The sequence below is a fragment of the Streptomyces sp. V3I8 genome (assembly GCF_030817535.1).
In the GTDB taxonomy this organism is placed as follows: Bacteria; Actinomycetota; Actinomycetes; order Streptomycetales; family Streptomycetaceae; genus Streptomyces.
In genome coordinates this window covers 3,216,736-3,242,103 of sequence record NZ_JAUSZL010000002.1, presented here as the reverse complement: position 1 = coordinate 3,242,103, position 25,368 = coordinate 3,216,736, and the positions used below count along the sequence as shown (strand labels likewise).

Annotated in this window: 22 protein-coding genes; 9 read left to right on the top strand and 13 right to left on the bottom strand. The window is 70.9% G+C overall.

Annotation, left to right across the window (positions count from 1 at the left end; all coding sequences use genetic code 11):
• Nucleotides 1-125: 125 nt before the first annotated feature.
• The 5 genes from QFZ75_RS14110 (at nt 126) to QFZ75_RS14090 (ending at nt 5,860) form a co-directional block, all read left to right on the top strand.
• Nucleotides 126-899: an isoprenyl transferase gene (locus QFZ75_RS14110; RefSeq protein WP_307537000.1), complete on the top strand. Its 774-nt coding sequence runs from the start codon at nt 126-128 to the stop codon at nt 897-899.
• Nucleotides 900-1,249: 350 nt separating this feature from the next.
• Nucleotides 1,250-2,575: a PhoH family protein gene (locus QFZ75_RS14105; protein WP_307536998.1), complete on the top strand. Its 1,326-nt coding sequence runs from the start codon at nt 1,250-1,252 to the stop codon at nt 2,573-2,575.
• 474 nt (nt 2,576-3,049) lie between these two features.
• Nucleotides 3,050-3,787, top strand: a complete 738-nt coding sequence (locus QFZ75_RS14100) for a transglycosylase SLT domain-containing protein (protein WP_307536996.1) — start codon at nt 3,050-3,052, stop codon at nt 3,785-3,787.
• 146 nt (nt 3,788-3,933) lie between these two features.
• Nucleotides 3,934-5,304 (top strand): AI-2E family transporter, encoded by a 1,371-nt coding sequence (locus QFZ75_RS14095; protein WP_307536994.1) that lies wholly within the window; start codon nt 3,934-3,936, stop codon nt 5,302-5,304.
• Nucleotides 5,305-5,386: 82 nt separating this feature from the next.
• On the top strand, nt 5,387-5,860 hold the full coding sequence (locus tag QFZ75_RS14090) for a hypothetical protein (protein WP_307536992.1): 474 nt from the start codon (nt 5,387-5,389) through the stop codon (nt 5,858-5,860).
• 31 nt (nt 5,861-5,891) lie between these two features.
• On the opposite strand, the gene QFZ75_RS14085 is transcribed toward QFZ75_RS14090, so the two are convergent.
• From QFZ75_RS14085 to QFZ75_RS14060, 6 genes are all read right to left on the bottom strand, one after another.
• Nucleotides 5,892-6,425, bottom strand: a complete 534-nt coding sequence (locus QFZ75_RS14085; protein ID WP_307536990.1) for an alkyl hydroperoxide reductase — start codon at nt 6,423-6,425, stop codon at nt 5,892-5,894.
• A gap of 266 nt (nt 6,426-6,691) precedes the next feature.
• Nucleotides 6,692-8,989, bottom strand: a complete 2,298-nt coding sequence (locus QFZ75_RS14080) for an FtsX-like permease family protein (RefSeq protein ID WP_307544468.1) — start codon at nt 8,987-8,989, stop codon at nt 6,692-6,694.
• Between the two features lie 110 nt (nt 8,990-9,099).
• Nucleotides 9,100-9,786, bottom strand: coding sequence for an ABC transporter ATP-binding protein (locus QFZ75_RS14075; protein WP_307536988.1), 687 nt, complete (start codon nt 9,784-9,786; stop codon nt 9,100-9,102).
• Complete coding sequence (locus QFZ75_RS14070) at nt 9,783-10,307, bottom strand: PadR family transcriptional regulator (protein ID WP_149511736.1); 525 nt, start codon at nt 10,305-10,307, stop codon at nt 9,783-9,785. The genes QFZ75_RS14075 and QFZ75_RS14070 overlap by 4 nt, the downstream gene beginning before the upstream one ends.
• A gap of 270 nt (nt 10,308-10,577) precedes the next feature.
• Nucleotides 10,578-10,832 carry a hypothetical protein gene (locus QFZ75_RS14065; protein ID WP_307536986.1) on the bottom strand — a complete coding sequence of 85 codons (255 nt, stop codon included), beginning with the start codon at nt 10,830-10,832 and terminating at the stop codon, nt 10,578-10,580.
• Nucleotides 10,829-11,776 carry an SPFH domain-containing protein gene (locus tag QFZ75_RS14060; protein WP_307536984.1) on the bottom strand — a complete coding sequence of 316 codons (948 nt, stop codon included), beginning with the start codon at nt 11,774-11,776 and terminating at the stop codon, nt 10,829-10,831. The genes QFZ75_RS14065 and QFZ75_RS14060 overlap by 4 nt, the downstream gene beginning before the upstream one ends.
• 258 nt (nt 11,777-12,034) lie before the next feature.
• Between QFZ75_RS14060 and QFZ75_RS14055 the strand changes: the two genes are divergently transcribed.
• Nucleotides 12,035-14,332 (top strand): transglycosylase domain-containing protein, encoded by a 2,298-nt coding sequence (locus QFZ75_RS14055; protein ID WP_307536982.1) that lies wholly within the window; start codon nt 12,035-12,037, stop codon nt 14,330-14,332.
• 119 nt (nt 14,333-14,451) lie between these two features.
• Here QFZ75_RS14055 and QFZ75_RS14050 read toward each other — a convergent pair whose 3' ends face one another.
• From QFZ75_RS14050 to QFZ75_RS14035, 4 genes are all read right to left on the bottom strand, one after another.
• Nucleotides 14,452-16,626, bottom strand: a complete 2,175-nt coding sequence (locus QFZ75_RS14050) for an ATP-binding SpoIIE family protein phosphatase (protein WP_307536980.1) — start codon at nt 16,624-16,626, stop codon at nt 14,452-14,454.
• A 412-nt stretch (nt 16,627-17,038) separates the two neighbouring features.
• Nucleotides 17,039-17,731 (bottom strand): DUF402 domain-containing protein, encoded by a 693-nt coding sequence (locus QFZ75_RS14045; protein WP_307536978.1) that lies wholly within the window; start codon nt 17,729-17,731, stop codon nt 17,039-17,041.
• A 72-nt stretch (nt 17,732-17,803) separates the two neighbouring features.
• Nucleotides 17,804-19,189 carry an aspartate ammonia-lyase gene (locus QFZ75_RS14040; RefSeq protein ID WP_307536976.1) on the bottom strand — a complete coding sequence of 462 codons (1,386 nt, stop codon included), beginning with the start codon at nt 19,187-19,189 and terminating at the stop codon, nt 17,804-17,806.
• 133 nt (nt 19,190-19,322) lie between these two features.
• Nucleotides 19,323-20,990: a fumarate hydratase gene (locus tag QFZ75_RS14035; RefSeq protein WP_307536974.1), complete on the bottom strand. Its 1,668-nt coding sequence runs from the start codon at nt 20,988-20,990 to the stop codon at nt 19,323-19,325.
• Nucleotides 20,991-21,146: 156 nt separating this feature from the next.
• On the opposite strand from QFZ75_RS14035, the gene QFZ75_RS14030 reads away from it, so the two are divergent.
• Both QFZ75_RS14030 and QFZ75_RS14025 read left to right on the top strand, forming a co-directional pair.
• Nucleotides 21,147-21,842, top strand: a complete 696-nt coding sequence (locus QFZ75_RS14030; RefSeq protein WP_307536972.1) for a DUF1707 domain-containing protein — start codon at nt 21,147-21,149, stop codon at nt 21,840-21,842.
• A gap of 179 nt (nt 21,843-22,021) precedes the next feature.
• Nucleotides 22,022-22,399, top strand: coding sequence for a WhiB family transcriptional regulator (locus tag QFZ75_RS14025; protein ID WP_307536970.1), 378 nt, complete (start codon nt 22,022-22,024; stop codon nt 22,397-22,399).
• A gap of 139 nt (nt 22,400-22,538) precedes the next feature.
• On the opposite strand, the gene glpX is transcribed toward QFZ75_RS14025, so the two are convergent.
• Entirely contained in the window at nt 22,539-23,570 is a 1,032-nt protein-coding gene (gene glpX, locus QFZ75_RS14020; RefSeq protein ID WP_307536969.1) for a class II fructose-bisphosphatase, read from the bottom strand.
• Between the two features lie 125 nt (nt 23,571-23,695).
• On the opposite strand from glpX, the gene QFZ75_RS14015 reads away from it, so the two are divergent.
• On the top strand, nt 23,696-24,214 hold the full coding sequence (locus QFZ75_RS14015) for a DUF4245 domain-containing protein (RefSeq protein ID WP_307536967.1): 519 nt from the start codon (nt 23,696-23,698) through the stop codon (nt 24,212-24,214).
• Nucleotides 24,215-24,310: 96 nt separating this feature from the next.
• Here QFZ75_RS14015 and QFZ75_RS14010 read toward each other — a convergent pair whose 3' ends face one another.
• Together QFZ75_RS14010 and QFZ75_RS14005 are read right to left on the bottom strand one after the other, a co-directional pair.
• The gene (locus QFZ75_RS14010; RefSeq protein WP_307536965.1) at nt 24,311-24,901 is read right to left on the bottom strand and encodes a malonic semialdehyde reductase; all 591 of its coding nucleotides are present in this window, start codon (nt 24,899-24,901) and stop codon (nt 24,311-24,313) included.
• A gap of 227 nt (nt 24,902-25,128) precedes the next feature.
• Nucleotides 25,129-25,362, bottom strand: coding sequence for an exodeoxyribonuclease VII small subunit (locus QFZ75_RS14005; RefSeq protein WP_307536963.1), 234 nt, complete (start codon nt 25,360-25,362; stop codon nt 25,129-25,131).
• Nucleotides 25,363-25,368: the final 6 nt, after the last annotated feature.

Below are 25,368 nucleotides of genomic sequence, written 5' to 3'. Positions count from 1 at the left end.
CTTACGGCGCAAGGCCTCCCGCCCGGCGGCCAGGAGGCCTTGCACCCCAAGGGGGAGGCGGGCTCCGGCGGCTGTAAGGTGTCGGCCTCGGGGACTGCCATCTGCACGGAGGGGCTGACGGAAACGTGGACCTGCGCGACAACCTGCGCCGTTTGCTGGTCAGGTTCTATGCCCGCAGGGTGGAAGGCCACCTTGACCACGACCAGGTGCCGAAGCACATCGGGGTCATCGTCGACGGGAACCGGCGCTGGGCGAAGGCCGCGGGCAGCACCGCCGCCCAGGGGCACCGGGCCGGAGCGGACAAGATCGAGGAGTTCCTCGGCTGGTGCTCCGAGACCGACGTCGAGGTCGTCACCCTCTGGCTGTTGTCCACGGACAACTTCGACCGGCCCCGCGAAGAGCTCGTACCGCTGCTCGACATCATCGAGAACGTCGTGAGCTCCCTCGCCGCCGACGGCCGCTGGCGCGTGCACCACGTCGGCACGCCGGACATCCTGCCCTCGCAGATGCAGACGACCATCAAGGAGGCCGAGGAGTCCACCGCGCACGTCGACGGCATACTCGTCAACGTCGCCATCGGCTACGGCGGCCGCCAGGAGATCGCCGACGCCGTACGGCTGATGCTCCTCGACCACGCCGACAAGGGCACCTCGCTGGAGGACCTCGCCGAGACCGTCGACGTCGACATGATCGGCAAGCACCTCTACACCAGCGACCAGCCGGACCCCGACCTCGTGATCCGTACGAGCGGTGAGCAGCGGCTGTCCGGATTCATGCTCTGGCAGACGGCCCACTCCGAGTACTACTTCTGCGAGGTCTTCTGGCCGGCCTTCCGCAAGGTCGACTTCCTGCGCGCCCTGCGCGACTACGCGGCCCGCCACCGGCGCTACGGCGGATGACGGACCGCGGCGGTCCCCCGCCGCGGGGACTCGGCGGGGACGCCGCGGGACCACGGGTTGGTCCTCTGGGGTGGAAGTAATGAGGAGTTCACCAGGGCGCCGCCGTGCCTGTCGGCATGGCATGGCTCGTTCGAGGGCATAAAGCCTCCAGGTCGACGCCCGAACCACGGGTGTCGGATCTCAGCGGACGGCACGGGGCCGTCCGCCCGGGAGGCCCTTTGCACCAGCGCGACCGTGCGGTCAGTACGGACGAGGCGAAGGGCCGGTTCACGGCCCGTGCATCGGTGCCAAAAACCGGTCCAGCTCTCCTCCGTCGCTCCCCGACCTCATCCGAGGGGGTACGTCCTTCCGTGGTGACCAGCACAAAGCGCCGTATGCCAGACCGGCGCACCTATGTTCTCGACACCAGCGTCCTGCTGGCCGACCCGCACGCCATGAACCGCTTCGACGAGCACGAAGTAGTGCTGCCGATCGTCGTGGTCACGGAATTGGAGGCCAAGCGGCACCATCCCGAACTCGGCTACTTCGCCCGGCAGGCCCTGCGTCTGCTCGACGAGTTCCGGGTGAAGTACGGCCGTCTCGACGACCCCATCCCCACCGGGGAACTGGGTGGGACGATCCGTGTCGAGCTCAATCACTCGGACCCCAGCGTGCTGCCGAGCGGCTACCGCCTGGGGGACAACGACTCCCGCATCCTCGCGGTCGCCCGCAATCTGCAGGCCGAGGGGTTCGACGTCACGGTCGTGTCGAAGGACCTCCCGCTGCGGATCAAGGCCTCCTCGGTCGGTCTCCTCGCCGAGGAGTACCGCGCGGAACTCGCCATCACGGGCTCTTCCGGCTGGACCGGAATGTCCGAACTGCCCCTCTCCGCCGAACAGGTGGACCTCCTCTTCGAAGAGGACACCCTGTATGTGCCCGAGGCGTCGGACTTCCCGGTCCACACGGGCCTGATGATCCAGTCCGAGCGCGGCAAGGCGCTGGGACGGGTGACGGCCGAGGGGAACGTCCGGCTGGTCCGCGGCGACCGCGAGGCCTTCGGCATCAAGGGCCGCAGCGCGGAGCAGCGCATCGCGCTGGACCTGCTCCTCGACCCGGACATCGGGATCGTGTCGATGGGCGGCCGGGCCGGCACCGGAAAGTCGGCACTCGCCCTGTGCGCGGGCCTGGAGGCCGTGCTCGAGCGGCGCCAGCACAAGAAGGTGATGGTCTTCCGGCCGCTGTACGCGGTCGGCGGGCAGGAGCTCGGCTACCTGCCCGGTTCCGAGTCCGAGAAGATGGGCCCCTGGGCGCAGGCGGTCTTCGACACGCTCTCCGCGGTCACCAGCCGCGAGGTCATCGAGGAGATCACCGCACGCGGGATGCTGGAGGTCCTGCCCCTCACCCACATCCGCGGCCGCTCGCTCCATGACGCGTTCGTGATCGTGGACGAGGCCCAATCCCTGGAACGGAACGTCCTGTTGACCGTTCTGTCCCGGATCGGGGCCAATTCGCGGGTCGTCCTGACCCACGACGTGGCCCAGCGGGACAACCTCAGGGTCGGCCGGTACGACGGTGTCGTGGCCGTCGTGGAGAAGCTGAAGGGCCATCCCCTCTTCGCGCACGTCACGCTCACCAGGTCCGAGCGGTCCCAGATCGCCGCCCTGGTGACCGAGATGCTGGAGGACGGACAGATCTGAGGCCGCCTGTCCCGCCTGTCCCACTTGCCCCGTCCGTCCGGTGAGCGGTCCGGCGGACGGACCGGCGGGTGACCCGACGGGTGACCCAACGGGTGGTGACTGCACGGTAGTTGGCGCCGTCCGGCAAGGCGAAAGAGCCTAGCCGGGCGGCGCCTGTGCGTGCGCCCGTTTCCGGAAAACTCCTGGGGTGAACGAGGTGTGAGCTTTCACACCCGGCACGGAATTGCCTCCTGGCGCCGCGGTACGGCTAGAGTCTCGTTCCTGTCAGGCCCCGCATACGACACACCTGTACCCCCAGCGGCACAGCACAGCAAGAACACCAGAACTCCATACCGCCGTCGTATGCCGCCCGAGCACCATGCGGCGCTCCCTCCCGGGGAGTTGCCCACCGGGCCCGTGCCTCCCGTGACCCCGCAGTTGGGAGGCCAGTGCCAGGGGCACGATTGCGTCCGCGAGGGTCACCTGTAGCGGTCGATGCTGGAAGGAAACCGTGTGAGCCGGATCTCGGTCCGTGGGCTCGCAGTGGCCTCGGCCACCGCAGTCACCGCTGTCGGCGCCGTTACGGGTGTTGCCTCGGGCAGCACCGCACCCTCGGGCGATGAGGCCGAGGCGACGGCGAGCGGCGCGACGCTCCTCGCCGACATCCCCGCGGGTGCTCAGGCGCAGGTGCAGACCGCTTCCCTGACACAGCAGGCCGACTCCCAGGCCATCGCGGCGGACGCGACCGCCAAGAAGGACGCCGAGGCAGCCGCGCGCAAGCAGGCCGCCAAGGACGCGGTCGCCAAGCAGAAGGCCGCCGCCGAGAAGGTGGCGAAGGCGGAGAAGGAAGCCAAGGAAGCCAAGGAACGCAAGGCGGCGGAGAAGGTCGCCAGCCGCTCCGCCACGCGTGACTCGGCCAGCTTCCCCGTGCAGTCCTCGTACACGGCCGCGCAGGTCCAGGAGATGGCGCGCCAGCTGGTCCCGGCGGACCAGTTCCAGTGCTTCAGCCGGATCGTCGACCACGAGTCCAGCTGGAACTACCAGGCGGACAACCCCACCTCGGACGCGTACGGCCTGATGCAGGCGCTGCCGGGTTCGAAGATGTCCTCGGCCGGTGCCGACTGGGCGACCAACCCGGCGACCCAGATCAAGTGGGGCCTGAGCTACATGGACGGCCGGTACGGCAGCCCGTGCGCGGCCTGGAACTTCTGGCAGGCCAACAACTACTACTGAACCGGCCCCGGCCGTCATCGAGCCGGTCCCGGCTCAACCTCGCGGAGCCCTTCACCGTCCTACGGTGAGGGGCTTCTGCCCTGTACGGTCGATGCCGACGACTCCAGGGGGGAGTGGTGGGGAGCAACGGGGGAAGAGGACGGATCATGTCGCGAGTGCCAGGGTGGATCGGCCGAATCGGCGCCGGACTCACCGAAGTGGGGGATCGGCTGGACGCGCGCCGCGCGGCCGCCGAGAAGGACGACGACGCCGACGAGTCCGGCATCGTCGAGGACGGGACGGACGGTACGGACCTCCGCTCCCCGTCCCCGTCCTCCTCCCCGGGCACGGTCCGCCCCGATCCGGCCACCGCCGTCCCCTGGGGCGTGCGGGTCGCCGCCGAGGCCGGCTGGCGGCTGCTCGTCCTCGCGGGCACCGTCTGGGTGCTGATGCGCGTCATCAGCGCCGTCCAGCTCGTCGTCCTCGCCTTCGTCGCCGCGCTCCTCATCACCGCGCTGCTCCAGCCCACGGTCGCCCGGCTGTGCAGGCACGGGGTGCCGCGCGGGCTCGCCACCGCGCTCACCGCCATCCTCGGCTTCGTCGTCATGGGCCTGGTCGGCTGGTTCGTGGTCTGGCAGGTCATGGAGAACATCGACGACCTCTCCAACCAGATCCAGGACGGCATCGACGAGCTGCAGCGCTGGCTGCTGAACAGCCCGTTCCACGTCACCGAGGACCAGATCAAGGACACCGCCAAGAGCCTGCGCGAGGCGGTCGGGGCGAACACCGAGGAGATCACCTCCGCGGGCCTGGAGGGCGTCACCGTCATCGTCGAGGCGCTCACCGGCATCCTCCTCACGATGTTCTCCACGCTCTTCCTCCTCTACGACGGCAAGCGCATCTGGGAGTGGACCCTCAAGCTCGTCCCCGCCGCGGCGCGGCCGGGCGTCGCCGGCGCCGGGCCGCGGGCCTGGCGCACCCTCACCGCCTACGTCCGCGGCACGGTGATAGTCGCCCTGATCGACGCCATCTTCATCGGGCTCGGGATCTTCTTCCTCGACGTCCCGATGGCCGTCCCGCTCGCCGTCTTCATCTTCCTGTTCGCCTTCATCCCGCTGGTCGGCGCGGTCGTCTCCGGGGCGCTGGCGGTGGTGGTCGCGCTGGTGACGCAGGGCGTCTTCACGGCCCTCATGGTGCTGGCCGTGGTGCTGGCCGTGCAGCAGATCGAGGGGCACATCCTGCAGCCGTTCATCCTCGGGCGGGCGGTGCGGGTGCATCCGCTCGCGGTCGTGCTGTCCGTCGCGGCGGGCGGGGTGATCGCCGGGATCGGCGGAGCGGTGGTCGCGGTACCGCTCGTCGCGGTCACCAACACGGTGGTCGGCTATCTGCGCTCGTACTCCCAGGCACCGGCGCTTCGCGGCTCTCCGCCACCCAGAGGGGCGACGGCGATGGGGGCGACAGCGGTGGAGGCACCGCAGGCGGAACAGGCGAAGCCGGTGGAGCAGCCACCCACGGACGCGCCGCCGCCGTCCGGCTGACACCCTGGAGCGACACCCCGCGCTGTACCGAATAGCGGAGAAGCCGACTCCGTCGCCCATACCAGCTGGCAGGCTTCTCGCCATGCTGGTGACGGACGCTTCCGACGACCTCTACATCGCTCTGGTGCTCCTCCTGAGCGCGGCCGGCATCGTGGTCACGCCCTGGCTCGTCACCCGCGCGGTGCGGTTGCTGCGCCGTGACGGCGGCGGACGGGACGCGCAGACCGTGGTCAAGGGCGTCGCCGCTCTGACAGGGGCCTGCGCGGTCGGCCTGTACGGCTGGGGCGTGCTCCATCTCCTGATGCTGGACGAGAGCGGCCAGGCCCTGGCCTGTGAGAAGAGACTGAGGTCCGAGCAGGTCGAGTCCGTCGTGGGATACGAATACTCCTTCCTCCCCCTGCATTTCAGGTGCCGTGTCACAGGCGGGCGGACGTACGACGCCGTCGTGCCCGGATACGTGAATCCCGTGGCAGGGGCCTTCGGAGCCGCCGCCCTCGCTCTGACCTGGGCCGCGCGTCCCACGTACTGGTACGAGGAGACGAAGGGGCGGCTCTGAGCATCCCCGCCGCGCTGCGGATTCGGTCCGGTCAGCGGGTCAGGACCGCCTCCGAGTCCAGGGTGACCCCCACGGCCTGCACCACCGCCGCGATCTTGAACGCCTCCTGGATCGTTTCCCGGTCGACACCCGCCCTGCGGAGCGCCTGCTCGTGCGAGTCGAGACACTGCCCGCATCCGTTCACCGCGGAGACGGCGAGCGACCACAGCTCGTGGTCGACCTTCTCGACCACCGGGTTCCCGATCACGTTCATCCGCAGCCCGGTCCGCAACGTCGCGTACTGCGGGTCGGAGAGCAGATGCCGGGTGCGGTAGAAGACGTTGTTCATCGCCATGACCGCCGCCGCGGCTTTCGCCGCCGTGTAGGCCTGGGGCGAGAGCTTCGCGTTGGCCTCCTCCTCCAGCTCCCGCAGGACGACGGGCGAGCGCGAGGCGATGGCGCAGACGAGCAGCGTGCCCCACAGCTGCTGCTGGGTGAGGGGGGAGTTGCCGATCACCGAATCGAGGTTCAGCCGGAGGTCCTTGGCGTAGTCCGGGAGCGCGGACCTCAGCGTGTCGAGGGACATGGGTCACCCACCGGCCGGCAGCGGGGCCGGGACGGGGTCGCTCCCGGGGGACGTGTCACTGACAGTGAGCATGTGCTCTCCTCGCAGCGAAGCGGGCCCCGTGTCCGGGGGTTTCCTCATGAATTCGGACGCTCTTGATCGTGGCACAGAGTGCGGTGATTGCGGAAACAGGGGGCGCGGGGTGGGGCGCTGCGGGCGCGTCGTGGCCGGCCGCGCAGTTCCCCGCGCCCCTGGAGGACTGTGCCGTTCCCGCGCCCCCGTCGGGGCTACTCCGTGCGGAGGCCGTCCGGGCGCATCAGGCGGAGGAGCGGGGGGACGCTCAGGGCCGTCACCGCCAGGACCACCGCCGCGCCGATCCCCGTCATCGCGAGGACGCTCGTCCAGTCCACCGTCACCGCCGTGTTCGTCATCTTCAGGAGGACCGTACCGAGGGTGAGGCCCACCGCCGCGGCGAGGAGCAGGCCCAGGGCGACCGGGATGGCGGTCTGCCACAGCACCGACAGGCTCAGGGTGCGGCGCCGGGTGCCGAAGGCGACCAGCGCCGACAGCAGCCTCTTGCGCTCGCGCAGTTGCTCCAGCTGCGAGACCAGCAGGCTCGCCCCGATCAGCGCGAGGACACCGGCCGCGCCGACGAACAGACCGGTGCGGATGGAGTCGTACCGCTCGGACCGCTCGGACGCCGTGTACGCCATGGGATTCGCCAGCGGGGAGATCTCCGCCGCGGTGTTGCGCACGAACTCGCCCACGTCCGGGACCGCGGTGTCGAGGCCGAGGTAGACCTCGCCCCGGACGGTCGGGGCCGCCGCGGCGGGCAGCGCCTTCGTCGTGATCAGGAGACCGCCCCGCTCCCAGCCCGTCGGGTCCTTGCGGGGATCGGCCTTCTTGATGCCCCGCGGCACCGTCCAGGGGACCTCCGCGCCCGGCGAGGACTCGTAGGAGGGATCGATGACGAGCTTGCTGCCGGGTTCGGCGAGTTTCGCGGTGGCGATGTCGTAGTCGACGTCGTGCACGGCGAACACATCGCCCTCGCGGCACGAGGGCAGCGTCGCGACCTCGCGCAGGGCCGCGCAGTCGCCGACCGTGAGTCCCACGGACGTCTCGGGCTCCTTCCTGCTCGCGCCCAGCGTGCCGTCGGAGAGCGTGACGGCGCTGCGCACGCCCCGTGTTCCGGCGAGCTTTCGCCGGGCGTCGGCGACGGAGACTCCCGCGGGCACGGAGACCTGCATCTGGGCCCGCGAGAGATCCTGGTCGGTGGACTTCGTGTAGTCGCTCTGGACGCCGGAGAACAGCATCTGCAGGGCGATCGCACCGGCCACCGCCACCGCGATGCCGTTGACCATGCGCGCCGCCGTGCCGCTGCTCAGCTGCAGCCTGCGTACGGCCAGCTGCCAGGAGACCGGGCCCGAGTTCAGCCGGGTCACGACGGCCTCCACGACCCACGGCAGCAGCGCGGTGACGCCGACGAGGAGCAGGACGACACCGCCGGTCACCATGTACTCGTTGAACTCGCCGTTCTCGGTGCCCTTGCCGATCATCGGCGCGAGCAGCCCGAGGCCGCCCAGCGGCAGCAGCAGCCGCCACCACAGCCGGCGCCGCGCGGGCCTGGCCGTGCGCACCACGCCGAGCGGCTCGATCACCACACCGCGCAGGGCCAGCAGTGTCACCGCGACCGCGGCGGCCGGCACCGCGACGGCGATCAGGACGGCGAGCGCGGGCGTCGGGTTCAGGTAGCTCGGGAAGACGCTGAAGCCGAACACTTCGACGGACCCGGCGATCTGGCGCCCGATCAGGAAGAAGCCGGTGCCGAAGAGCAGCCCGAGGACGGCCCCCGAGAGCGCCTCGCCCGCCGCGATCCGGCGGGTCATCCGGCTGTCGGCGCCGACCAGCCGCAGCGCCGCGAGCCTGCGGTCGCGCCGCTCGCCGCCGAAGCGTACGGCCGCGGCGATGAAGACGCCGACCGGCATCAGCAGCACCACGAAGACGGTCAGGACGAGCAGGAGGAGGACCGGGTCCAGCTCCTCCGAGGGGGCCTTCTGCGCGTGGAAGGTCTTGATACGTACGACGTTGGGGCCGCCGACGTACGCGGCCAGGTCCTCGCCGCCGGCGTAGAAGGCGAGTTCGGCCGAGCCGATGAGACCCGGCTCGTCGATCGTGTCGGTGATCCGGTACGGCAGCCGCTCACGCAGCAGCGCCGAATCCCCGGCCGCCAGCAGCTTCTTGAGCGCGGGGGACGCGACCATCTCGCCCGGCCCGGGGAACGTGTGCACCCCCGGCGGCAGCGGCGCCCGCAGCCCCTCGGGCTCCAGCTGACGGCCGCGGATGTCCGAGCCGCGGAACTCCGTGTCGACGTTGGCGACGACCACGGTGTTGTCGCCCTTGGGCGGCTCGGACGAGCCGAAGGTCATGTCCATGCGCGCGTACTCGCGGTCGGAGCGCGCCTGCATCGCGCTCGGCAGAGCGGTGGTGAGGAGCAGCAGCGCCACCCCGAGACCCACGCCGACGCCGGTGAGCAGGACGCGCACCCAGCCCTCACGGCCGCCGGTGAACGCGAACCTGGCGCCCATGGCCAGGTCCCTGGACCACTGCACGACCATGGGGATGTCGCGCGCAGGCTCCGGGCGGGCGGGCGGCCCCGGGGGAGCCCCGGGCGGGGCGGCGGTTTCCTCCCGTGTGGTCATACGGCACGCTCCATGTCCCGGGATTTGCCGTCCCGTACGACGATCTCGCGGTCCGAGTAGGCGGCGACCCGGGTCTCGTGCGTGACGAGGACGACGGCCGCGTTGGCGGACCGGGCCGCGTCCGTGAGCAGTTCCATCACGCGCTCGCCGTTGAGCGAGTCGAGGGCGCCGGTGGGCTCGTCGGCGAACAGCAGGCGTGGACCGGTGACCAGGGCGCGGGCCACGGCGACGCGCTGGCCCTGGCCGCCGGAGACCTCGCCGGGGCGCTTGCCCGACAGGTCGTCGACCTCCAGGCGCTCCATCCACGACAGGGCGGTGCGCTCGGCCTCCTTGCGGGAGACGCCGTTCAGCCGCAGCGGCAGAGCCACGTTTTCGACGCAGGTCAGCTCCGGCACCAACTGGCCGAACTGGAACACGAAGCCGAACTCGGAGCGCCGCAGCGCGCTGCGCCCGGAGTCGTTCATCGTCGCCATCTCGCGGCCGTCGTACGTGATCGAGCCCGAGTCGGGCGTCACGATGCCGGCGAGGCAGTGCAGGAGGGTCGACTTGCCGGAGCCGGAGGGGCCCATCACGGCGACGACCTCGCCCGGGTGGATGGAGAATTCGGCGCCGTCGAGGGCGTTCGTGGGACCGTACGCCTTGCGCAGGTCGTGGGCCACGAGCAGGGAGCCTGCGGGGGTCATCGGGTCACCGCCTCTGCGAGTTTGCCGAGGCGCGCGGCGGTGAGTTCCAGCCACCGCAGGTCCGCCTCGAGATGGAAGAGGGCGTGGTCGCAGATCAGCTGGTCGGCGAGGTCGCCCTTGCGCTTGCGGTCGGTGAGGATGCGCATCATGCGCAGGTGCTCCGAGCGCTGGGTGTCGAGGATGTCGGACGCGTCGCGGTGCGTCAGGAGGGCGAGGACGACCTTCGTGTAGAGGGTCGACTGGAGGTAGGGCTCCGGCTTCTCCGGGGTCGCGAGCCACCGCTGGACGTCGGTGACGCCCGCCTCGGTGATGGCGTACCGCTTCCGCTCGGGACCGTCGCCCGCCTCGATCCCGTCGACCTCCACGAGGCCGTTCTTCAGCAGGCGGGACATCGTCGAATAGACCTGGCCGTAGTGCAGGGGCCGGTCGTGACCGAACTTCTCGTCGAAGGCCCGCTTCAGGTCGTAACCGTGGCGGGGCCCGGACTCCAGGAGCCCTAGGAGTGTGTGACCGATGGACATGCGGAGCACTCTACACAGTGCGTATACACGGTGTGTATACGCACGGTGTGGACCCGTATCCCGACCGTGCGCCTCAGCAGGTCAGGGCCGATTGTCACGGTTCTGCGACCGACCGCGGGGCGGGCCGGTGGGTGGGCGGGCGCGGCGCCGTCGTGGTGGCTCACGCGGTTCCCCGCGCCCCTGGAGCACGGGGCCGCGCCCCGGTCTTTCGCCTTTCAGGGGCGCGGGGAACTGCGTGACCGGCCCCACCGGCCTGCGGTCGACGGCGTCCTACTCGTCCGCCTCCTCGGAGAGGGGCGGTCGCCCCCGCCGGGGCATCGGCCCCGCCCCGCCGGGAAGCCGCCCCGCCTCCCCGAGCGCCCGCCGCAGCAGGAACTCGATCTGCGCGTTGGCGGACCGCAGCTCGTCCCCGGCCCACCGGGCCAGTGCCTCGTACACCAGCGGATCCAGCCGCAGCAGCACCTGCTTGCGCTGCTGCGGCGGCCGACGCCGAGGGGAATCCCCCTCCGGAGGAGAGGCGCTCACTGGTAGAGGGACCCCGTGTTCAGCACGGGCTGCGGCGCCCGGTCCCCGCAGAGCACCACCAGCAGGTTCGACACCATCGCGGCCTTCCGCTCGGAGTCCAGTTCCACGATGTCCCGTTCGGACAGCTGCGTGAGCGCCGCCTCGACCATCCCCACCGCGCCGTCCACGATCTGCCGCCGTGCGGCGACGACCGCACCGGCCTGCTGGCGCTGGAGCATCGCGGAGGCGATCTCGGGCGCGTACGCGAGATGCGTGAAGCGGGACTCGATGATCTGCACGCCGGCGGCCTCCACGCGCGCGTGCAGCTCGACCGCGAGCTTCTCGGTGATCTCCTCCGCGTTGCCGCGCAGCGAGAGGCCCCCCTCGTCATGGGCGTCGTAGGGGTACTCGATGGCGATGTGCCGCACGGCCGCCTCGGTCTGGGTGGCGACGAACTCCAGGAAGTCGTCCACCTCGAAGCTCGCCTGCGCGGTGTCCTCGACCTTCCACACCACGACCGCCGCCAGCTCGATCGGGTTGCCGTAGGCGTCGTTGACCTTGAGGACGGCCGTCTCGTGGTTGCGTACCCGCGTCGAGATCTTCGTACGGGACGTGAGCGGGTTCACCCAGCGCAGCCCGTCCTCGCGGATCGTGCCGCGGTAGCGGCCGAAGAGCTGGACGACGCGGGCCTCGCCGGGGGCGACCATGTTCAGGCCGCACATGGCGACGAAGGACGCGATGCCGATGAGGACGCCGCCCACGATGAGCAGGGCCTTGCCGCCGGTGGACTCCACCGCCGTGGCGCAGACGACCATCGCGACACCCGCCAGCAGTCCGAGGAGCCCGAGCAGCAGCGCGAGCCCGCCGCCGATGCTGCGCGCGGAGAACTCGCGTACGCGCGGAGCGGGCATCTCGGGTACGTCGGCGACGTCCGCGGCCGTGCCTGGAGAGTCGTGCGTGGACATGGGTGTTCCCCCGTTTCGTGGTGCCGCCGCCCGGCGTGCGGGCGCTTGCTTCGCTCTATCTAAGTGATATCACTTTACCCGCCACGGCAACCTTCCATGCCCGTGAATCGTCGGTTCCCATGAGGTGGGTGCTGATTCTCACGTCCGTAAAAGGCCGGATCGGCAGACGTTTGTCCCCGACTGCGGTGTTAGTTTGCTGAGCTGACTCGGGCGACGAACCTGTGAGACACGAGAGACGGAAGCGGAGCGGACGGAGCCATGGGACGAGCGGATGAGAGACGAGCGCGGCAGCGTGGTGGCCACCGCGGCGCGCCGAAACGCTCGTCGAAGGCGGGCGGGAAGAGCGGCATACGCCGTTTCTTCACCTGGAAGAAGATCCTCGGCGCGTTCTTCGGTCTCTGTCTGCTCGGCATGGCCGCGTTCGTCGCGCTCTACCTGCTGATCGACGTCCCCAAGGGGAACGCGGCCGCGGTGCAGCAGAGCAACATCTACAAGTACAGCAACGGTGCGACGCTCGCCCGCGACGGCGAGGTCAACCGTGAGCTGGTCGACCTGGACCAGCTCGACAAGGGTGTGCGGATGACCTTCGTCGCCGCCGAGAACAAGTCCTTCTACAAGGACGCCGGCGTCGACTTCAGGGGCACGGCCCGCGGACTGCTGAACACCTTGTCCGGCAAGGGCAAGCAGGGCGGCTCGACGATCACCCAGCAGTACGTCAAGAACTACTACCTCACGCAGGACCAGACCGTCACGCGCAAGCTGAAGGAACTGGTCATCTCGCTGAAGGTGGACCGCCAGAAGTCCAAGGACGCCATCCTCGCGGGTTACATCAACACCAGCTACTACGGCCGCAACGCCTGGGGCATCCAGGCCGCCGCGCAGGCGTACTACCGTGTCGACGCGAGCGACCTGAACGTCCAGCAGGGCGCGTACCTGGCAGCCCTGCTCCAGGCCCCGAGCCAGTACGACTGGGCGGTCGCCAGCGACACCAGCAAGAAGCTCGTCACCAACCGCTGGAACTACGTCCTGGACAACATGGTCGGCGAGGGCTGGCTGAGTTCCGGGAAGCGCGACGCGATGAAGTTCCCCGTGCCGGAGGACCCGCAGGGCGCGCCCGGCCTGGAGGGCCAGGCCGGCTACCTGGTCGAGGCCGCCAACACGGCCCTCGAGAAGCAGCTCGTCGAGCAGGGCACGGCCGCCGACACGAACGAGGCCGAGACGATGGTCAAGGCGGGCGGCTGGACCATCACCCTGAACATCGACAAGAAGAAGCAGGCCCAGCTGGAGAAGGCCGTCAAGGCCAGGCTGACCGGCAAGCTCGACGGCAAGAAGCGCAAGGTCGACGCCGACGTGCAGGCCGGCGCGGTCTCCGTCGACCCGAAGACCGGCCGGGTCCTCGCGATGTACGGCGGCGTGGACTACGTGAAGCACTACACGAACAACGCGACGCGCCGCGACTACCAGCCTGCCTCCACCTTCAAGCCGGTGATCCTCGCCGCGGCGGTCGACAAGGACGCCACGACCCAGGACGACCAGCCGATCACGGCGAACACGATCTACGACGGCACCAGCAGGCGTCCCGTCCTCGACGACGGGACGAAGGTCGGCTTCTCCCCGCCGAACGAGGACGACGTCGACTACGGCGACGTCACCGTGCAGACCGCGATGAACAAGTCCATCAACTCCGTCTTCGCGCAGATGGGCCTCGACGTCGGCATGGACCAGGTCATGAAGACCGCGGGCGAGCTGGGCATGGACGTCGAGGGCGTCAAGTCGGTGCCCGCGCAGACCCTGGGCACCATGGGCGCCAGCCCGCTGGAGATGGCCGGCGTCTACGCGACCCTCGACAACCACGGCAAGAAGGTGACACCGGCCCTCGTGAAGTCGGTCCAGCACAAGGACCGCAGGGTCGATCTCCCGGACGCGATCGGCGAGCGGGTCGTCAGCCGTGAGGCCGCCGACACGGTCACCTCCGTGCTGACGGGCGTGGTCGACGACGGTACGGCGAGGACGTCGGTACGCGACAACCCGGACCGGGACGGCCAGCAGGTCGCCGGCAAGACGGGTACGTCCGACTTCAACCGGTCGGCCTGGTTCACGGGTTACACCCCGGATCTCGTGACCTCGGTGGGGCTGTTCGGCGAGGACGACAAGCCCCCGCACAAGCAGGTCTCCCTGACGGGTGCCACCGGGCTGCTGCCGGGCAAGGGCCGCGTCAACGGCGGTGGCTACCCGGCGCAGATCTGGGCGGCTTACACCTTCGGCGCGATGGGCGACGTCTCCGAGTTCGACCTGGACACCGACCAGGGCGCGGCCGTGCGGCCGACGCCGACGCCGACGGTGTCCGAGACGCCGACGACCCCGTCCGAGGAGCCGTCCTCCGAGGAACCGACGACGAAGCCCCCGTCGTCCAGCCCCGCGGAGGAGAGCACGCCCGAGGAGACCCCCTCGGACGACACCCCGTCCCCGCCGTCGACGAGCCCGACGTCGTCCCCGCCGGGAGGCATAGAACTTCCCCCGGACCCGGACGACCCCCAGCCGGACGACGACGAGTAGCAGCACCCCGCGCCCCGGAAAAGGGGCGCGGGGAACCGCGCGACAAACCACGGCGGACCCGCGGCGGACGGAACCACCCGCACCACCCCGCGGACCCGGGCCGGTCCGAAGGAAACGCCCTAGCCGTGGTTCAGCTCGAACCACACGACCTTGCCGGTGCTGAGCCGGGTCGCCCCCCAGCGCCGGGCCAGCTTGTTCACCAGATACAGGCCCCGCCCGCCCTCGTCCGTGGCCCGGGCGTTGCGCAGCCGCGGCAGCTGCGGCACGTCGTCCCCCACCTCGCAGCGCAGCACGTCCGTGCGGAGCAACCGCAGGGTGACGGGCCGCGTGGCGTACCGCACCGCGTTGGTGACGACCTCACTGACCAGCAGCTCCACGGAGTCCGTGAGCTCCTCCATGTCCCACCGCGACAGGGCCTTGCGGGCCAGCCGCCGGGCCCGCCCGGGTGCCGAGTCCTCGGGGTCGAGGTGCCAGAGCGCGACATCGCTGGGCGCGATCCCGTCGAAGCGGGCGGCGAGCAGCGCGATGTCGTCGTCCCGGTCGCCCGGGCCGAGCATGTCGAGCACCTCGTCGCACAGCGCCTCCAGCGGCGGCGGGTGGTCGGGGCCGGTCAGCTGCGCGGTCGCGGCGATCCGCTCCCGCAGCTGCTCTATCCCGGTCCACACGTCCCGCAGCCGCGACTCGACGAGCCCGTCGGTGTAGAGCAGCAGCGTGGCGCCCGCGGGCGCGTCCAGCTCGACCGCCTCGAAGTCCACGCCGCCTACGCCGATGGGGGCACCCGGCGGTACGCGCAGGACCTCGGCGCGCCCGCCCAGATGCAGCAGCACCGGCGGCGGATGGCCGGCGTTGGCGATGGTGATGCGGTGCGCGACCGGGTCGTACACCGCGTACAGGCAGGTCGCCATGCGGTCGGTGCCGAGCCGCTGGGCCTGCTCGTCCAGATGGTGCAGGACCTCCTGCGGCGGCAGGTCGAGCCCGGCGAGGGTCTGCGCGGTCGTGCGCAGCTGGCCCATGATCGCCGCCGAGGTCATGGAGTGGCCCATGACGTCGCCGACGACGAGGGCGACCCTGCTGCCGGGCAGCGGGATCGCGTCGTACCAGTCACCGCCCACCCGGGCCGTCTCGGCGGCCGGCAGGTAGCGGGAGGCCAGCCGTACGCCCGTGGGCCGCGGCAGGGTCTCGGGCAGCATGGTGCGCTGCAGCTCGTCCGCGATGTACGCCTCGCGCCCGTACAGCACCGCCTTGTCGATGCCGAGCGCGCTGTGCGTGGCGAGCTGCGCCGCGACCAGCAGGTCGTCGGTCTCGAAGGCGGGCCGGTCGGGGCGGCGCAGGAACAGCGCGGCACCGATCACCCGCCGCCGGCCGCGCAGCGGCGCGAGGATCGCGCGCTGGCCGCCCGGCACGGTCAGGTCGTCACCGATCAGCTCGGGCAGCGCGGCCCGGGCGGCGGGCGCGTCCGCGAAGACGGGCCGCACACCGCGCAGCACCTCGTTCAGCGCGCCACCGGGCCGTACGGTGCACAGCTCGGCGGTGACGCCCACGTCGGGCTCGGGCTGCAGCGCGGGCAGCAGGAAGCCCTCGGTGTCCCGGTCCTCCGGGATCCGGTCCGTGCGCCGCAGCCGCAGCACGACGGGACCGGTCGGCCGCTCGTCGCCCACCGGCAGCGGATCGCGCAGATAGACGAGGATCGCGTCCGAGAAGGTCGGGACCGTCGCCCGGCACAGCCCCATCACGATCTCGTCGAGGTCGATGCCGCGGGCGATCCGCCGGGTGGCGGCGCCCACGAACCGCAGCCGGTCGCCGTCGCGGCGCATCGGCATGGGCGCGCCGGGCGCCGGGCTCTGCCCCGTACGGCGGTCCTTGCCGCTCTGCTGGACGGACGCCTCGGCACCTGGCTGGGTCACGATCGCCTCCGGCACGGGCCGCGGACGGTGCGGGCCGGGCTCCCTCGCGGACGGCTGGGACCGCCCGGGACCGGACCCGGCGGGCGGGTCGGCCGGGCCGTGCCCTCCCGAGGGCGCGGGCGGGCCCTCGCTGCCGGCCGGGGGACCCGACGCGGCGGGCGTGCCGGTGGCGGCGGCCCGGGCGTCCGGGACGGGCATGTCTGTGGCCCCCGGCGGTGCGGGGGTGCCTGCGATCCGTCCCTGCGCGGGTAAACCGGCTGAGCCCGGTACCGGCGGCTCAGGGGTACGCAGGAGCGCCCCGCGAGGGTCCGCGGGGGCCGTGGGCCGGGCAGCGCTCGGCTGCCGGCGCTCATGGGAGGTGGGGTGCTCCGTCACGCGTGTCGAATCCATCCGTCCGGTGCTGCGCGCCCTGCGTGCAGTTCGTCCCGCGAAGAACCCGATACCCGGAATGCGTGCCCCAGGAACGGATTTCCCGCGTGATCAGACAGCCTCTCAGAAGAAGGACCTTCGGACACCGGCGGGAACAACCTGATTCGCCGGCTCCGAGCCGTGCCGCCGTGGCCCTCGTACCCCTCGCTCACGTCCTGCCGCCCCTCGGTGACGTTCGGTCAAGCCCAGCGCATCGTGCGGGAGTTGCCGGATGCACCCGTCCGCCGTCCGGCCACCGCTTCTCAACGACGGTGCCCTGCACCGGCCCTGACGGGCCGTTCTCTTCGCTCTCTTCGTTCTGTTCGTTGCTGTTCGCTGTTGTTCGTTGCGGAGGACGATCCTACGGTTCTACCACGGGGGCGCATCAAGGGTCTCATGTGGACACGTACGCGGGCGTGCGATCCCAGTCGTCCGGCAGGGGCGGTACGGACCAGGCCGGATCGGGGCGCCAGCGCTCCCAGCCGTCCGAGAACGGCGGACCCCAGCGCCGGATCACCTCCACCGCCGCCCGCCCGGCCTCCCTGACGCGCGCCGCCAGCCGCTCGTCCATCAGGCCGTCCCGCTGGGCCTGCGCGAACTCGTCCTCGTCGCGCCAGCCCCAACTGCGGTCCGGGTGCACCGAGATGTCCAGGAAGTGGTCCTCGGAGTCGACCCCGCCGGCCCATCTGGCCAGCGGTTCCTCCAGGTTGACGTACCAGTTCTTGAACTGCCAGCCCGGCTCCCAGAACAGCCACACCGACCAGGGCTGGCCCGGCCGCGCCAGCTTGAGCACGCCCGTGCCGAACCAGCGGTCGCGCTGCACGGTCCGCGGCTTGGTGTAGCGGGACTCCAGCGGCTCCGCGTGCACCGGCGTGCCGTCCGCGAGGACGGGCTTCGTGCACTGCGTCCCCGGGGCCAGCCAGACGGCGAGCAGTTCCTCGTCGTCCCGCACGACGGTCACGGGACGCACGATGTGGAAGCGCTCACCGGCGTTCTCCCGGTACCGCCACAGGATCTGACTCCCGGGGTTCCAGTACGCCGCCGGACCGCCCGATTCCACGTCTGTCACCGCTCCGCCCTCTGCCATGAACAGATATTAGGTGCCCGGGGCATACGACGCCGCGGCCGGCGCCATGGTTCGCCTGCGCGCCGGACGACGTCACGGCCGTGTCATCCGCAGGACATCCAGGGCCTCGTCCAGCTGCTCCCGGGTGAGGTCCCCGCGCTCGACGTAACCGGAGTCCAGGACGACCTCGCGGATGGTCCGCCGCTCGGCCAGCGCCTTCTTGGCGACCTTCGCGGCCTCCTCGTACCCGATGTACTTGTTCAGCGGTGTCACGACCGACGGCGACGACTCGGCGTACTCACGGGCCCGCTCACGGTTGGCGGTGATGCCGTCCACGGTGCGGTCGGCGAGCAGCCGGGAGACGTTCGCGAGCAGCCGGACCGACTCCAGGACGTTCTTGGCGATGACCGGCAGCATGACGTTCAGCTCGAAGTTGCCGGAGGCTCCGGCGGCGGCGATCGTGGCGTCGTTCCCGGTCACCTGGGCCGCCACCATCAGCACGGCCTCGGGGATGACGGGGTTCACCTTGCCGGGCATGATCGACGAACCCGGCTGGAGGTCGGGCAGGTTGATCTCCGCGAGGCCCGTGCGCGGTCCCGACGCCATCCACCGCAGGTCGTTGGCGATCTTCGTGAGCCCCACCGCGACGGTCCGCAGCTGGCCGCTGGTCTCGACGATGCCGTCCCGCGCGCCCTGCGCCTCGAAGTGGTCGCGCGCCTCGGTGAGCGGCAGCCCGGTGGCCCGTGCGACCTCGGCGATCACGGCGCCGGAGAACCCGGGCGGCGTGTTGATGCCGGTCCCGACGGCCGTTCCGCCCAGCGGCAGCTCGGCGAGCCGGGGGAGGGAGGCCTCCAGCCGCTCGATCCCGTACCGCACCTGGGCCGCGTACCCGCCGAACTCCTGGCCGAGCGTCACCGGGGTGGCGTCCATGAGGTGGGTGCGCCCCGACTTCACGACGTCGGCGAACTCCTCGGACTTACGGGTCAGCGAGGCGGCGAGGTGGTCCAGGGCCGGGACGAGGTCGCGGGTGACGGCGGCGGTCGCGGCGATGTGGATCGAGGACGGGAAGACGTCGTTGCTGGACTGGGAGGCGTTCACGTGGTCGTTGGGGTGGACGTCCCGGCCGAGCCGTTCCGTCGCCAGCGTGGCGAGCACCTCGTTGGTGTTCATGTTGGACGACGTGCCCGAACCGGTCTGGAAGACGTCCACGGGGAAGTGCTCGTCCCACTTCCCGTCCGCGACCTCGGCCGCCGCCTCCTGGATGGCCTCCGCGACGTCCTCGTCCAGCACGCCGAGACCCGCGTTCACCTTGGCCGCGGCCGCCTTGATGCGGGCCAGGGCCTCGATGTGGGCGCGTTCCAGGTGCTGCCCGGAAACGGGGAAGTTCTCGACGGCGCGCTGGGTCTGGGCGCGCCACTTCGCGTTCGCGGGGACGCGGACCTCGCCCATGGAGTCGTGTTCGATGCGGTAGTCGGTCATACCGTGTATAGCGCCCCCGCCGCCCCTGCCCATTCCCGCCCCCGGGCCGAAGGGCAGGGGCGCAGCCCCGCCCTTCAGGGGCGCGGGGAACTGCGCGACCGGCCCCCACCGAACCCGCAGCCGAATCCCGCCGCTAGCCCAGCCCGGGCCCCCGCACGGGGATCGACGTGAACGTCGGCGCCGGCGCCGGGTCCTTGAAGAAGTCGTTGCCCTTGTCGTCGACCACGACGAACGCCGGGAAGTCCTCCACCTCGATCCTCCACACGGCCTCCATCCCGAGCTCCTCGTACTCGACGACCTCGACCTTCTTGATGCAGTCCTGGGCCAGCCGCGCGGCCGGCCCGCCGATGGAGCCCAGGTAGAAGCCGCCGTGGGCCTCGCACGCGTCCGTGACCTGCTGCGACCGGTTCCCCTTGGCCAGCATCACCCGGGACCCGCCCGCGGCCTGGAACTGCTCCACGTAGGAGTCCATGCGCCCGGCCGTGGTCGGCCCGAAGGACCCGGACGCGTACCCCTCGGGGGTCTTCGCCGGCCCCGCGTAGTACACCGGGTGGTCCTTCAGGTACTGCGGCATCTCCTCACCCGCGTCCAGCCGCTCCTTGATCTTCGCGTGCGCGATGTCACGGGCCACGACGAGCGGCCCGGAGAGGGACAGCCGGGTCTTGACGGGGTACTTGGTCAGCTCGGCCAGGATGTCGTCCATCGGCTGGTTCAGGTCGATGCGCACGACGTCACCGGCCTCGTCGAGGTGCTCGTCCGTCGTGTCGGGCAGGAACCGCGCAGGGTCCGTCTCCAGCTGCTCCAGGAAGACGCCCTCCGCGGTGATCTTCGCAACGGCCTGGCGGTCGGCCGAGCAGGAGACGGCGATCGCGACCGGGCAGGACGCGCCGTGCCGCGGCAGGCGCACCACGCGCACGTCGTGGCAGAAGTACTTGCCGCCGAACTGCGCGCCGATCCCGATCCGCTGCGTCAGCCCGAAGACCTTCTCCTCCAGGTCCTTGTCCCGGAAGCCGTGCCCGAGCGGCGAACCCTCGGCCGGAATCTCGTCCAGGTAGTGCGCGGACGCGTACTTCGCCGTCTTCAGGGCGTACTCCGCGCTCGTGCCGCCGACGACGATCGCCAGGTGGTACGGCGGGCAGGCGGCCGTGCCGAGCGAGCGGATCTTCTCCTCCAGGAACTTCATCATGGAGGCCTCGTTCAGGACGGCCTTCGTCTCCTGGTAGAGGAACGACTTGTTGGCCGAGCCGCCGCCCTTGGCCATGAAGAGGAACTTGTAGGCGCCGCCGTCGGTCGCGTACAGCTCGATCTGGGCGGGCAGGTTGGAGCCGGTGTTCTTCTCCTCCCACATGGTGAGCGGAGCCATCTGCGAGTAGCGCAGGTTCAGGTTCAGGTACGCGTCGTGGATGCCGTGGGACAGGGCCGCCTCGTCGCCGCCCGCCGTGAGCACGTTCTGGCCGCGCTTGCCCATCACGATCGCCGTGCCGGTGTCCTGGCACATGGGCAGCACACCGGCGGCGGCGATGTTCGCGTTCTTCAGGAGGTCCAGCGCGACGAACTTGTCGTTGCCGGAGGCCTCCGGGTCGTCGATGATGCGCCGCAGCTGCGCGAGGTGCGCGGGCCGCAGGTAGTGCTGGATGTCGTGGATCGCCTCGGCGGCCAGCGTGCGCAGCGCCTCGGGCTCCACCTTGAGGAACGTGCGCCCGTCGGCCTCGAAGGTGGAGACACCCTCGGAGGTCACCAGCCGGTACGGGGTGGTGTCCTCTCCCTGGGGGAGCAGATCGGTGTACTCGAACTCAGGCATCTCGCCAAATCCTTCATCGACAGACAGCGCCGGCCTCCGTTGGCGGCGCGCCCACCAGCGTAGAACCTGTCCCGGACACCGGGCCTGTGAGGTAAGGCTCAGTTCGCCGTCCACACCCCCTAGTCGCGATCTATCGCGTTTGGGTACGCTGCTGCCGTGGACCTTCAGAAGCACACCGAGCCCGACCTTCGCAAGCACACCGACCTCCGCGCCTCCGACGCGGACCGCGACCGGACCGCGGACATCCTGCGCGAGGCCCTGGCGGAGGGCCGGCTCACCGCGGAGGAGCACGCGGAGCGGGTGGAGGAGGTCTTCCGCGCGAAGACCGTGGGCGAGCTGGAACCGCTGGTGCGGGACCTGCCCGCGGGCCACGGGCCCCACTCGTCGGCCGCGTTCGCGGCGGCCCCCAGCCGCCCCGCCCCGGGCGCGATCCCCTCGGTCGCCGACGAGAACGTGGTGGCGGTGTTCAGCGCGGCCGTCCGCAAGGGCCGCTGGCGCGTGGGGCGCCGCACGCACGCGTACGCGATCTTCGGCAGCGTGGAGATAGATCTCAGTGAGGCGATCTTCGAGCATCAGCATGTCGTGATCAAGGCGGTCTCGGTGTTCGGCAGCGTCGAGATCCGCGTCCCGGAGAACGTGTCGATGCGCGGCAGCGGCGGCGGGGTCCTCGGCACCTTCGAGGTGGACACGCTGGACTCCGGTGAACAGGACGCGCCCGTGGTGTACGTGGACGGGCTGGCCGTGCTGGGGAGCATCGAGGCGAAGCCCAGGAGGGGCAAGCTGATCGAGGACATCCTCGACCGCGTCGGCGACCGGTTGAACGCCAAGTTGCGCAGGCACCTGGGGCATTGACGCGTCCGGGGCATCGACGGCCGTGCGTCACGCGGGGTGCGGAAGCCGGGGGTCCGGCGGTGGCGGCCCGGTGCCGGGCGCGATCTACGCGCTTCGGAACTGAGTGCTTAGGCGTGCGCACAGCGGGTAGGCCTTGCTGCATCGTCTCTCGCTCGCGAAGCCGTCGTCAGGAGTAGACCGTGCTGCATCCGCCGCATCAGTCTCTGCAGGTCGCCGCCGTTCCACCCCAGCCGGTGCCGGTGCGCGAGAGGGACCAGGACGCCCCCTGGCACACGGAGGCCGTGTGCCGCCGCGACGAGGCCGGGCTGTTCTTCGCACCTTCGAAAGAACCCACCGCGGCCAGGCTGTCCCGCGAGGATGCCGCGAAGCGGGTCTGCGCGCGCTGTCCCGTGATGGTCGAATGCCGGGAGCACGCGCTGCTGCAACCCGAGCCGTACGGGGTCTGGGGCGGCCTCACCGCCGCCGAGCGCCGCGTGGCCCTGGCCCGGCGCCGCAGGCGCGAGCTGGAACTGCAGCAGACGGCCCGCGCGGCGGGGACGATAGCCGCGGCCGGCTAGCGGACACCGGAAGGGGCGCCCCTGCGCACAGGGGACGCCCCATCGCCGTGCCCCGTCAGGGGCGCGGGGAGCCGCGCGGCAGGCGACGACGGGCCCGCGGTCGGCTAGCGGCCGGTGCGGTCCCGGCCCGCCGGCACGGTCACTTCGCCCGGTCGAAGTCGATCGCGCTGTAGGCGCGGAGCTTCGCCAGCCGGTGCTCGGAGTTGATCTGCCGCACCGTCCCCGACTTCGACCGCATCACGATCGAGTCGGTCGTGGCGGTCTCGGGCCGGTACCGGACCCCCCGCAGCAGTTCGCCGTCGGTGATCCCGGTCGCCACGAAGAACACGTTCTCGCCGGACACCAGGTCGTCGGTGAGCAGCACCCGGTCCAGGTCGTGCCCCGCGTCCACCGCCCGCGCCCGCTCCTCGTCGTCCTTGGGCCACAGCTTGCCCTGGATCGTGCCGCCGAGGCACTTCACGGCGCAGGCCGAGATGATGCCCTCGGGCGTGCCGCCGATGCCGAGCAGCAGGTCGATGCCGGTGCCCTCGCGCAGCGCCAGGATCGAGCCCGCGACGTCGCCGTCGGTGATGAGCTTGATGCGCGCGCCGGTCTCCCGGATCTCCTGGATGATGCCGTCGTGGCGCGGCCGGTCGAGGACGACGACCGTGACGTCCTCGGGCGTGACGCGCTTGGCCTTGGCGACCCGGCGGATGTTCACGGACACCGGGGCGTTGATGTCGACGAAGTCGGCGGCCTCCGGGCCGGTGACCAGCTTGTCCATGTAGAACACCGCGGACGGGTCGAACATGGTGCCGCGGTCGGCGGCGGCCAGCACGGCGATCGCGTTGGTCATGCCCGCCGCGGTGAGCGTGGTCCCGTCGATCGGGTCGACGGCGATGTCGCACTCGGGACCCGTCCCGTCCCCGACGTGCTCTCCGTTGAAGAGCATCGGGGCCTCGTCCTTCTCACCCTCACCGATGACGACGACGCCGTTCATCGAGACGGTGGAGACGAGGGTGCGCATGGCCCGTACCGCGGCGCCGTCGGCGCCGTTCTTGTCGCCGCGGCCGACCCAGCGGCCGGCGGCCATCGCGGCGGCCTCGGTGACCCGGACGAGTTCGAGAGCGAGGTTGCGGTCGGGGGCCTCGGAAGGGACCTCGAGTTCGGACGGCAAGTGATGCTCGGTCATCGGAGCGCACCTTTCTGATACGACGACGGCCGGATGAGGGTTCGGGCCGACTCTATCCTCAGTCCGACAAAATGAGCAGGGGGGCCCACGGATGAGCAGACCAGTACACCTGCGACGATGGGGGCGTGGCAGGTACGAAAGGCAAGCAGTCGGTCCGGGACATGGTGCTGTCCCTGGGCCTGATCGGCATCGTCGCGGGCTTCATCTACGTCTTCATCCCCAAGGACGACTCGGAGCCCCCTCTCGAGCGGGTCGACTACCGCGTGGAACTCCTCACGGCGCGGCGTGCCGCCGCCTATCCGGTGGCGGCGCCCGAAGGGCTGCCCGCGCAGTGGAAGGCGACCTCCGTGCGGTTCCGGGGGGACGACTCCGACGCGTGGCACCTCGGTTTCCACGACCCCGACGGGGAGTACGTGGCGATCGAGCAGTCCACTCAGAAGCCGGTCACGTTCATCGAGCAGGCCAGTCAGGGCGCCGAGGAGACGAACGTCTCGCAGCGCATCGGCGACAAGTCCTGGAAGCGGTACAAGGGCGGGAAGTACGACGCCCTGGTGCTGCGGGAGAAGAACTCCACGACCGTGGTCGCGGGCACCGCCTCGTTCGCGGAGCTGACGAGGATGGCGCAGGCGCTGAAGACGTCGTGAGCGCGGACACGGCGGAGGCCCCCGGCGGTGCGCCGGGGGCCTCCGCCGTGTCCGGCTCCGTACCGGTGGGAATCCCGGTGAGGATCCCGGCGGGGATCAGACCGTCGTGACGACCTGGTCGAACTCCAGGCGCGGGGAGCGCGGGAACCAGGCGTTCTCGGCGGGCCGGCCGATGTTGACCACCATCAGCGGGGTGTGGTCGCCGTCGAGGAACTCCTTCTGCACGCCCGCGGGGTCGTAGCCCGTCATCGGACCGGCGGCCAGGCCGGCGGCGCGGACACCGATGATGAAGTACGCGGCCTGCAGCGCGGCGTTGAGCGTGGCGGCACCCTCACGGGAGGGGCGCTCGGCGAAGAAGAGGTCCTTGGCCTGCGGGAAGTGCGGGAGGAGGTACGGCAGCTCGTCGTGGAACTCGTTGTCCGCGGACAGGATCGCGACGAGCGGGGCGGCGGCCGTCTTCGGCTGGTTGCCCTCGGACATGTGCTGCACCAGGCGCTCACGGGCCTCGGGGGAGCGGACCAGGGTGATGCGCAGCGGCGACTGGTTGAAGGCGGTCGGGCCGTACTTGACCAGGTCGTAGATCGCCTGCACCTGCTCGTCGGTCACCGGCTCGTCGGTGAAGGCGTTGGCGGTACGGGCCTCGCGGAACAGCAGGTCCTGGGCGGCGGGGTCAAGGACGAGAGACATGGAGCAACCTTCTCGGAGCGTGCGTCGGATCCTGAGGGGAATCCCCGGGGATCGGCTGGCACGTCCGACGGTACGCCCGTTAGGTTTAACTTTCAACGAAAACTGGACCGGGGTGATCCGGTTCACAATTGCATGGCCTGCCCACCTATGTCGGCGCCGTCCCCCGCCCTCCTCTCCCGGGCCCTCCCCCTCCCCTTCTCCCGCGTCCCGGTCCTCGCCCCGCGCCTTTACTCCTCGTTCTGCTCCTCGCCCGACTCCGCCTCCTCGGCCAGCGCCGCGTCGAGGCGGGCGCGGGCGCCGTCCAGCCAGCGCCGGCACACCTTCGCCAGTTCCTCGCCCCGCTCCCACAGGGCCAGCGACTCCTCGAGCGTCGTACCGCCCGTCTCCAGGCGGCGTACGACCTCGATGAGCTCGTCCCGCGCCTGTTCGTACCCGAGCGTCTCGTCCGTTGTGCTGGTCATGCGCCC

Excerpts from the sequence above, each read along its gene's own strand:
- QFZ75_RS14100 (WP_307536996.1), top strand. The coding sequence starts at position 3,050 with ATGCTGGAAGGAAACCGTGTGAGCCGGATCTCGGTCCGTGGGCTCGCA.
- QFZ75_RS14095 (WP_307536994.1), top strand. The coding sequence starts at position 3,934 with ATGTCGCGAGTGCCAGGGTGGATCGGCCGAATCGGCGCCGGACTCACC.
- QFZ75_RS14090 (WP_307536992.1), top strand. The coding sequence starts at position 5,387 with ATGCTGGTGACGGACGCTTCCGACGACCTCTACATCGCTCTGGTGCTC.
- QFZ75_RS14085 (WP_307536990.1), bottom strand. The coding sequence starts at position 6,425 with ATGTCCCTCGACACGCTGAGGTCCGCGCTCCCGGACTACGCCAAGGAC.
- QFZ75_RS14080 (WP_307544468.1), bottom strand. The coding sequence starts at position 8,989 with ATGGGCGCCAGGTTCGCGTTCACCGGCGGCCGTGAGGGCTGGGTGCGC.
- QFZ75_RS14075 (WP_307536988.1), bottom strand. The coding sequence starts at position 9,786 with ATGACCCCCGCAGGCTCCCTGCTCGTGGCCCACGACCTGCGCAAGGCG.
- QFZ75_RS14070 (WP_149511736.1), bottom strand. The coding sequence starts at position 10,307 with ATGTCCATCGGTCACACACTCCTAGGGCTCCTGGAGTCCGGGCCCCGC.
- QFZ75_RS14060 (WP_307536984.1), bottom strand. The coding sequence starts at position 11,776 with ATGTCCACGCACGACTCTCCAGGCACGGCCGCGGACGTCGCCGACGTA.
- QFZ75_RS14055 (WP_307536982.1), top strand. The coding sequence starts at position 12,035 with ATGGGACGAGCGGATGAGAGACGAGCGCGGCAGCGTGGTGGCCACCGC.
- QFZ75_RS14050 (WP_307536980.1), bottom strand. The coding sequence starts at position 16,626 with ATGGATTCGACACGCGTGACGGAGCACCCCACCTCCCATGAGCGCCGG.
- QFZ75_RS14045 (WP_307536978.1), bottom strand. The coding sequence starts at position 17,731 with ATGGCAGAGGGCGGAGCGGTGACAGACGTGGAATCGGGCGGTCCGGCG.
- QFZ75_RS14040 (WP_307536976.1), bottom strand. The coding sequence starts at position 19,189 with ATGACCGACTACCGCATCGAACACGACTCCATGGGCGAGGTCCGCGTC.
- QFZ75_RS14035 (WP_307536974.1), bottom strand. The coding sequence starts at position 20,990 with ATGCCTGAGTTCGAGTACACCGATCTGCTCCCCCAGGGAGAGGACACC.
- glpX (WP_307536969.1), bottom strand. The coding sequence starts at position 23,570 with ATGACCGAGCATCACTTGCCGTCCGAACTCGAGGTCCCTTCCGAGGCC.
- QFZ75_RS14010 (WP_307536965.1), bottom strand. The coding sequence starts at position 24,901 with ATGTCTCTCGTCCTTGACCCCGCCGCCCAGGACCTGCTGTTCCGCGAG.
- QFZ75_RS14005 (WP_307536963.1), bottom strand. The coding sequence starts at position 25,362 with ATGACCAGCACAACGGACGAGACGCTCGGGTACGAACAGGCGCGGGAC.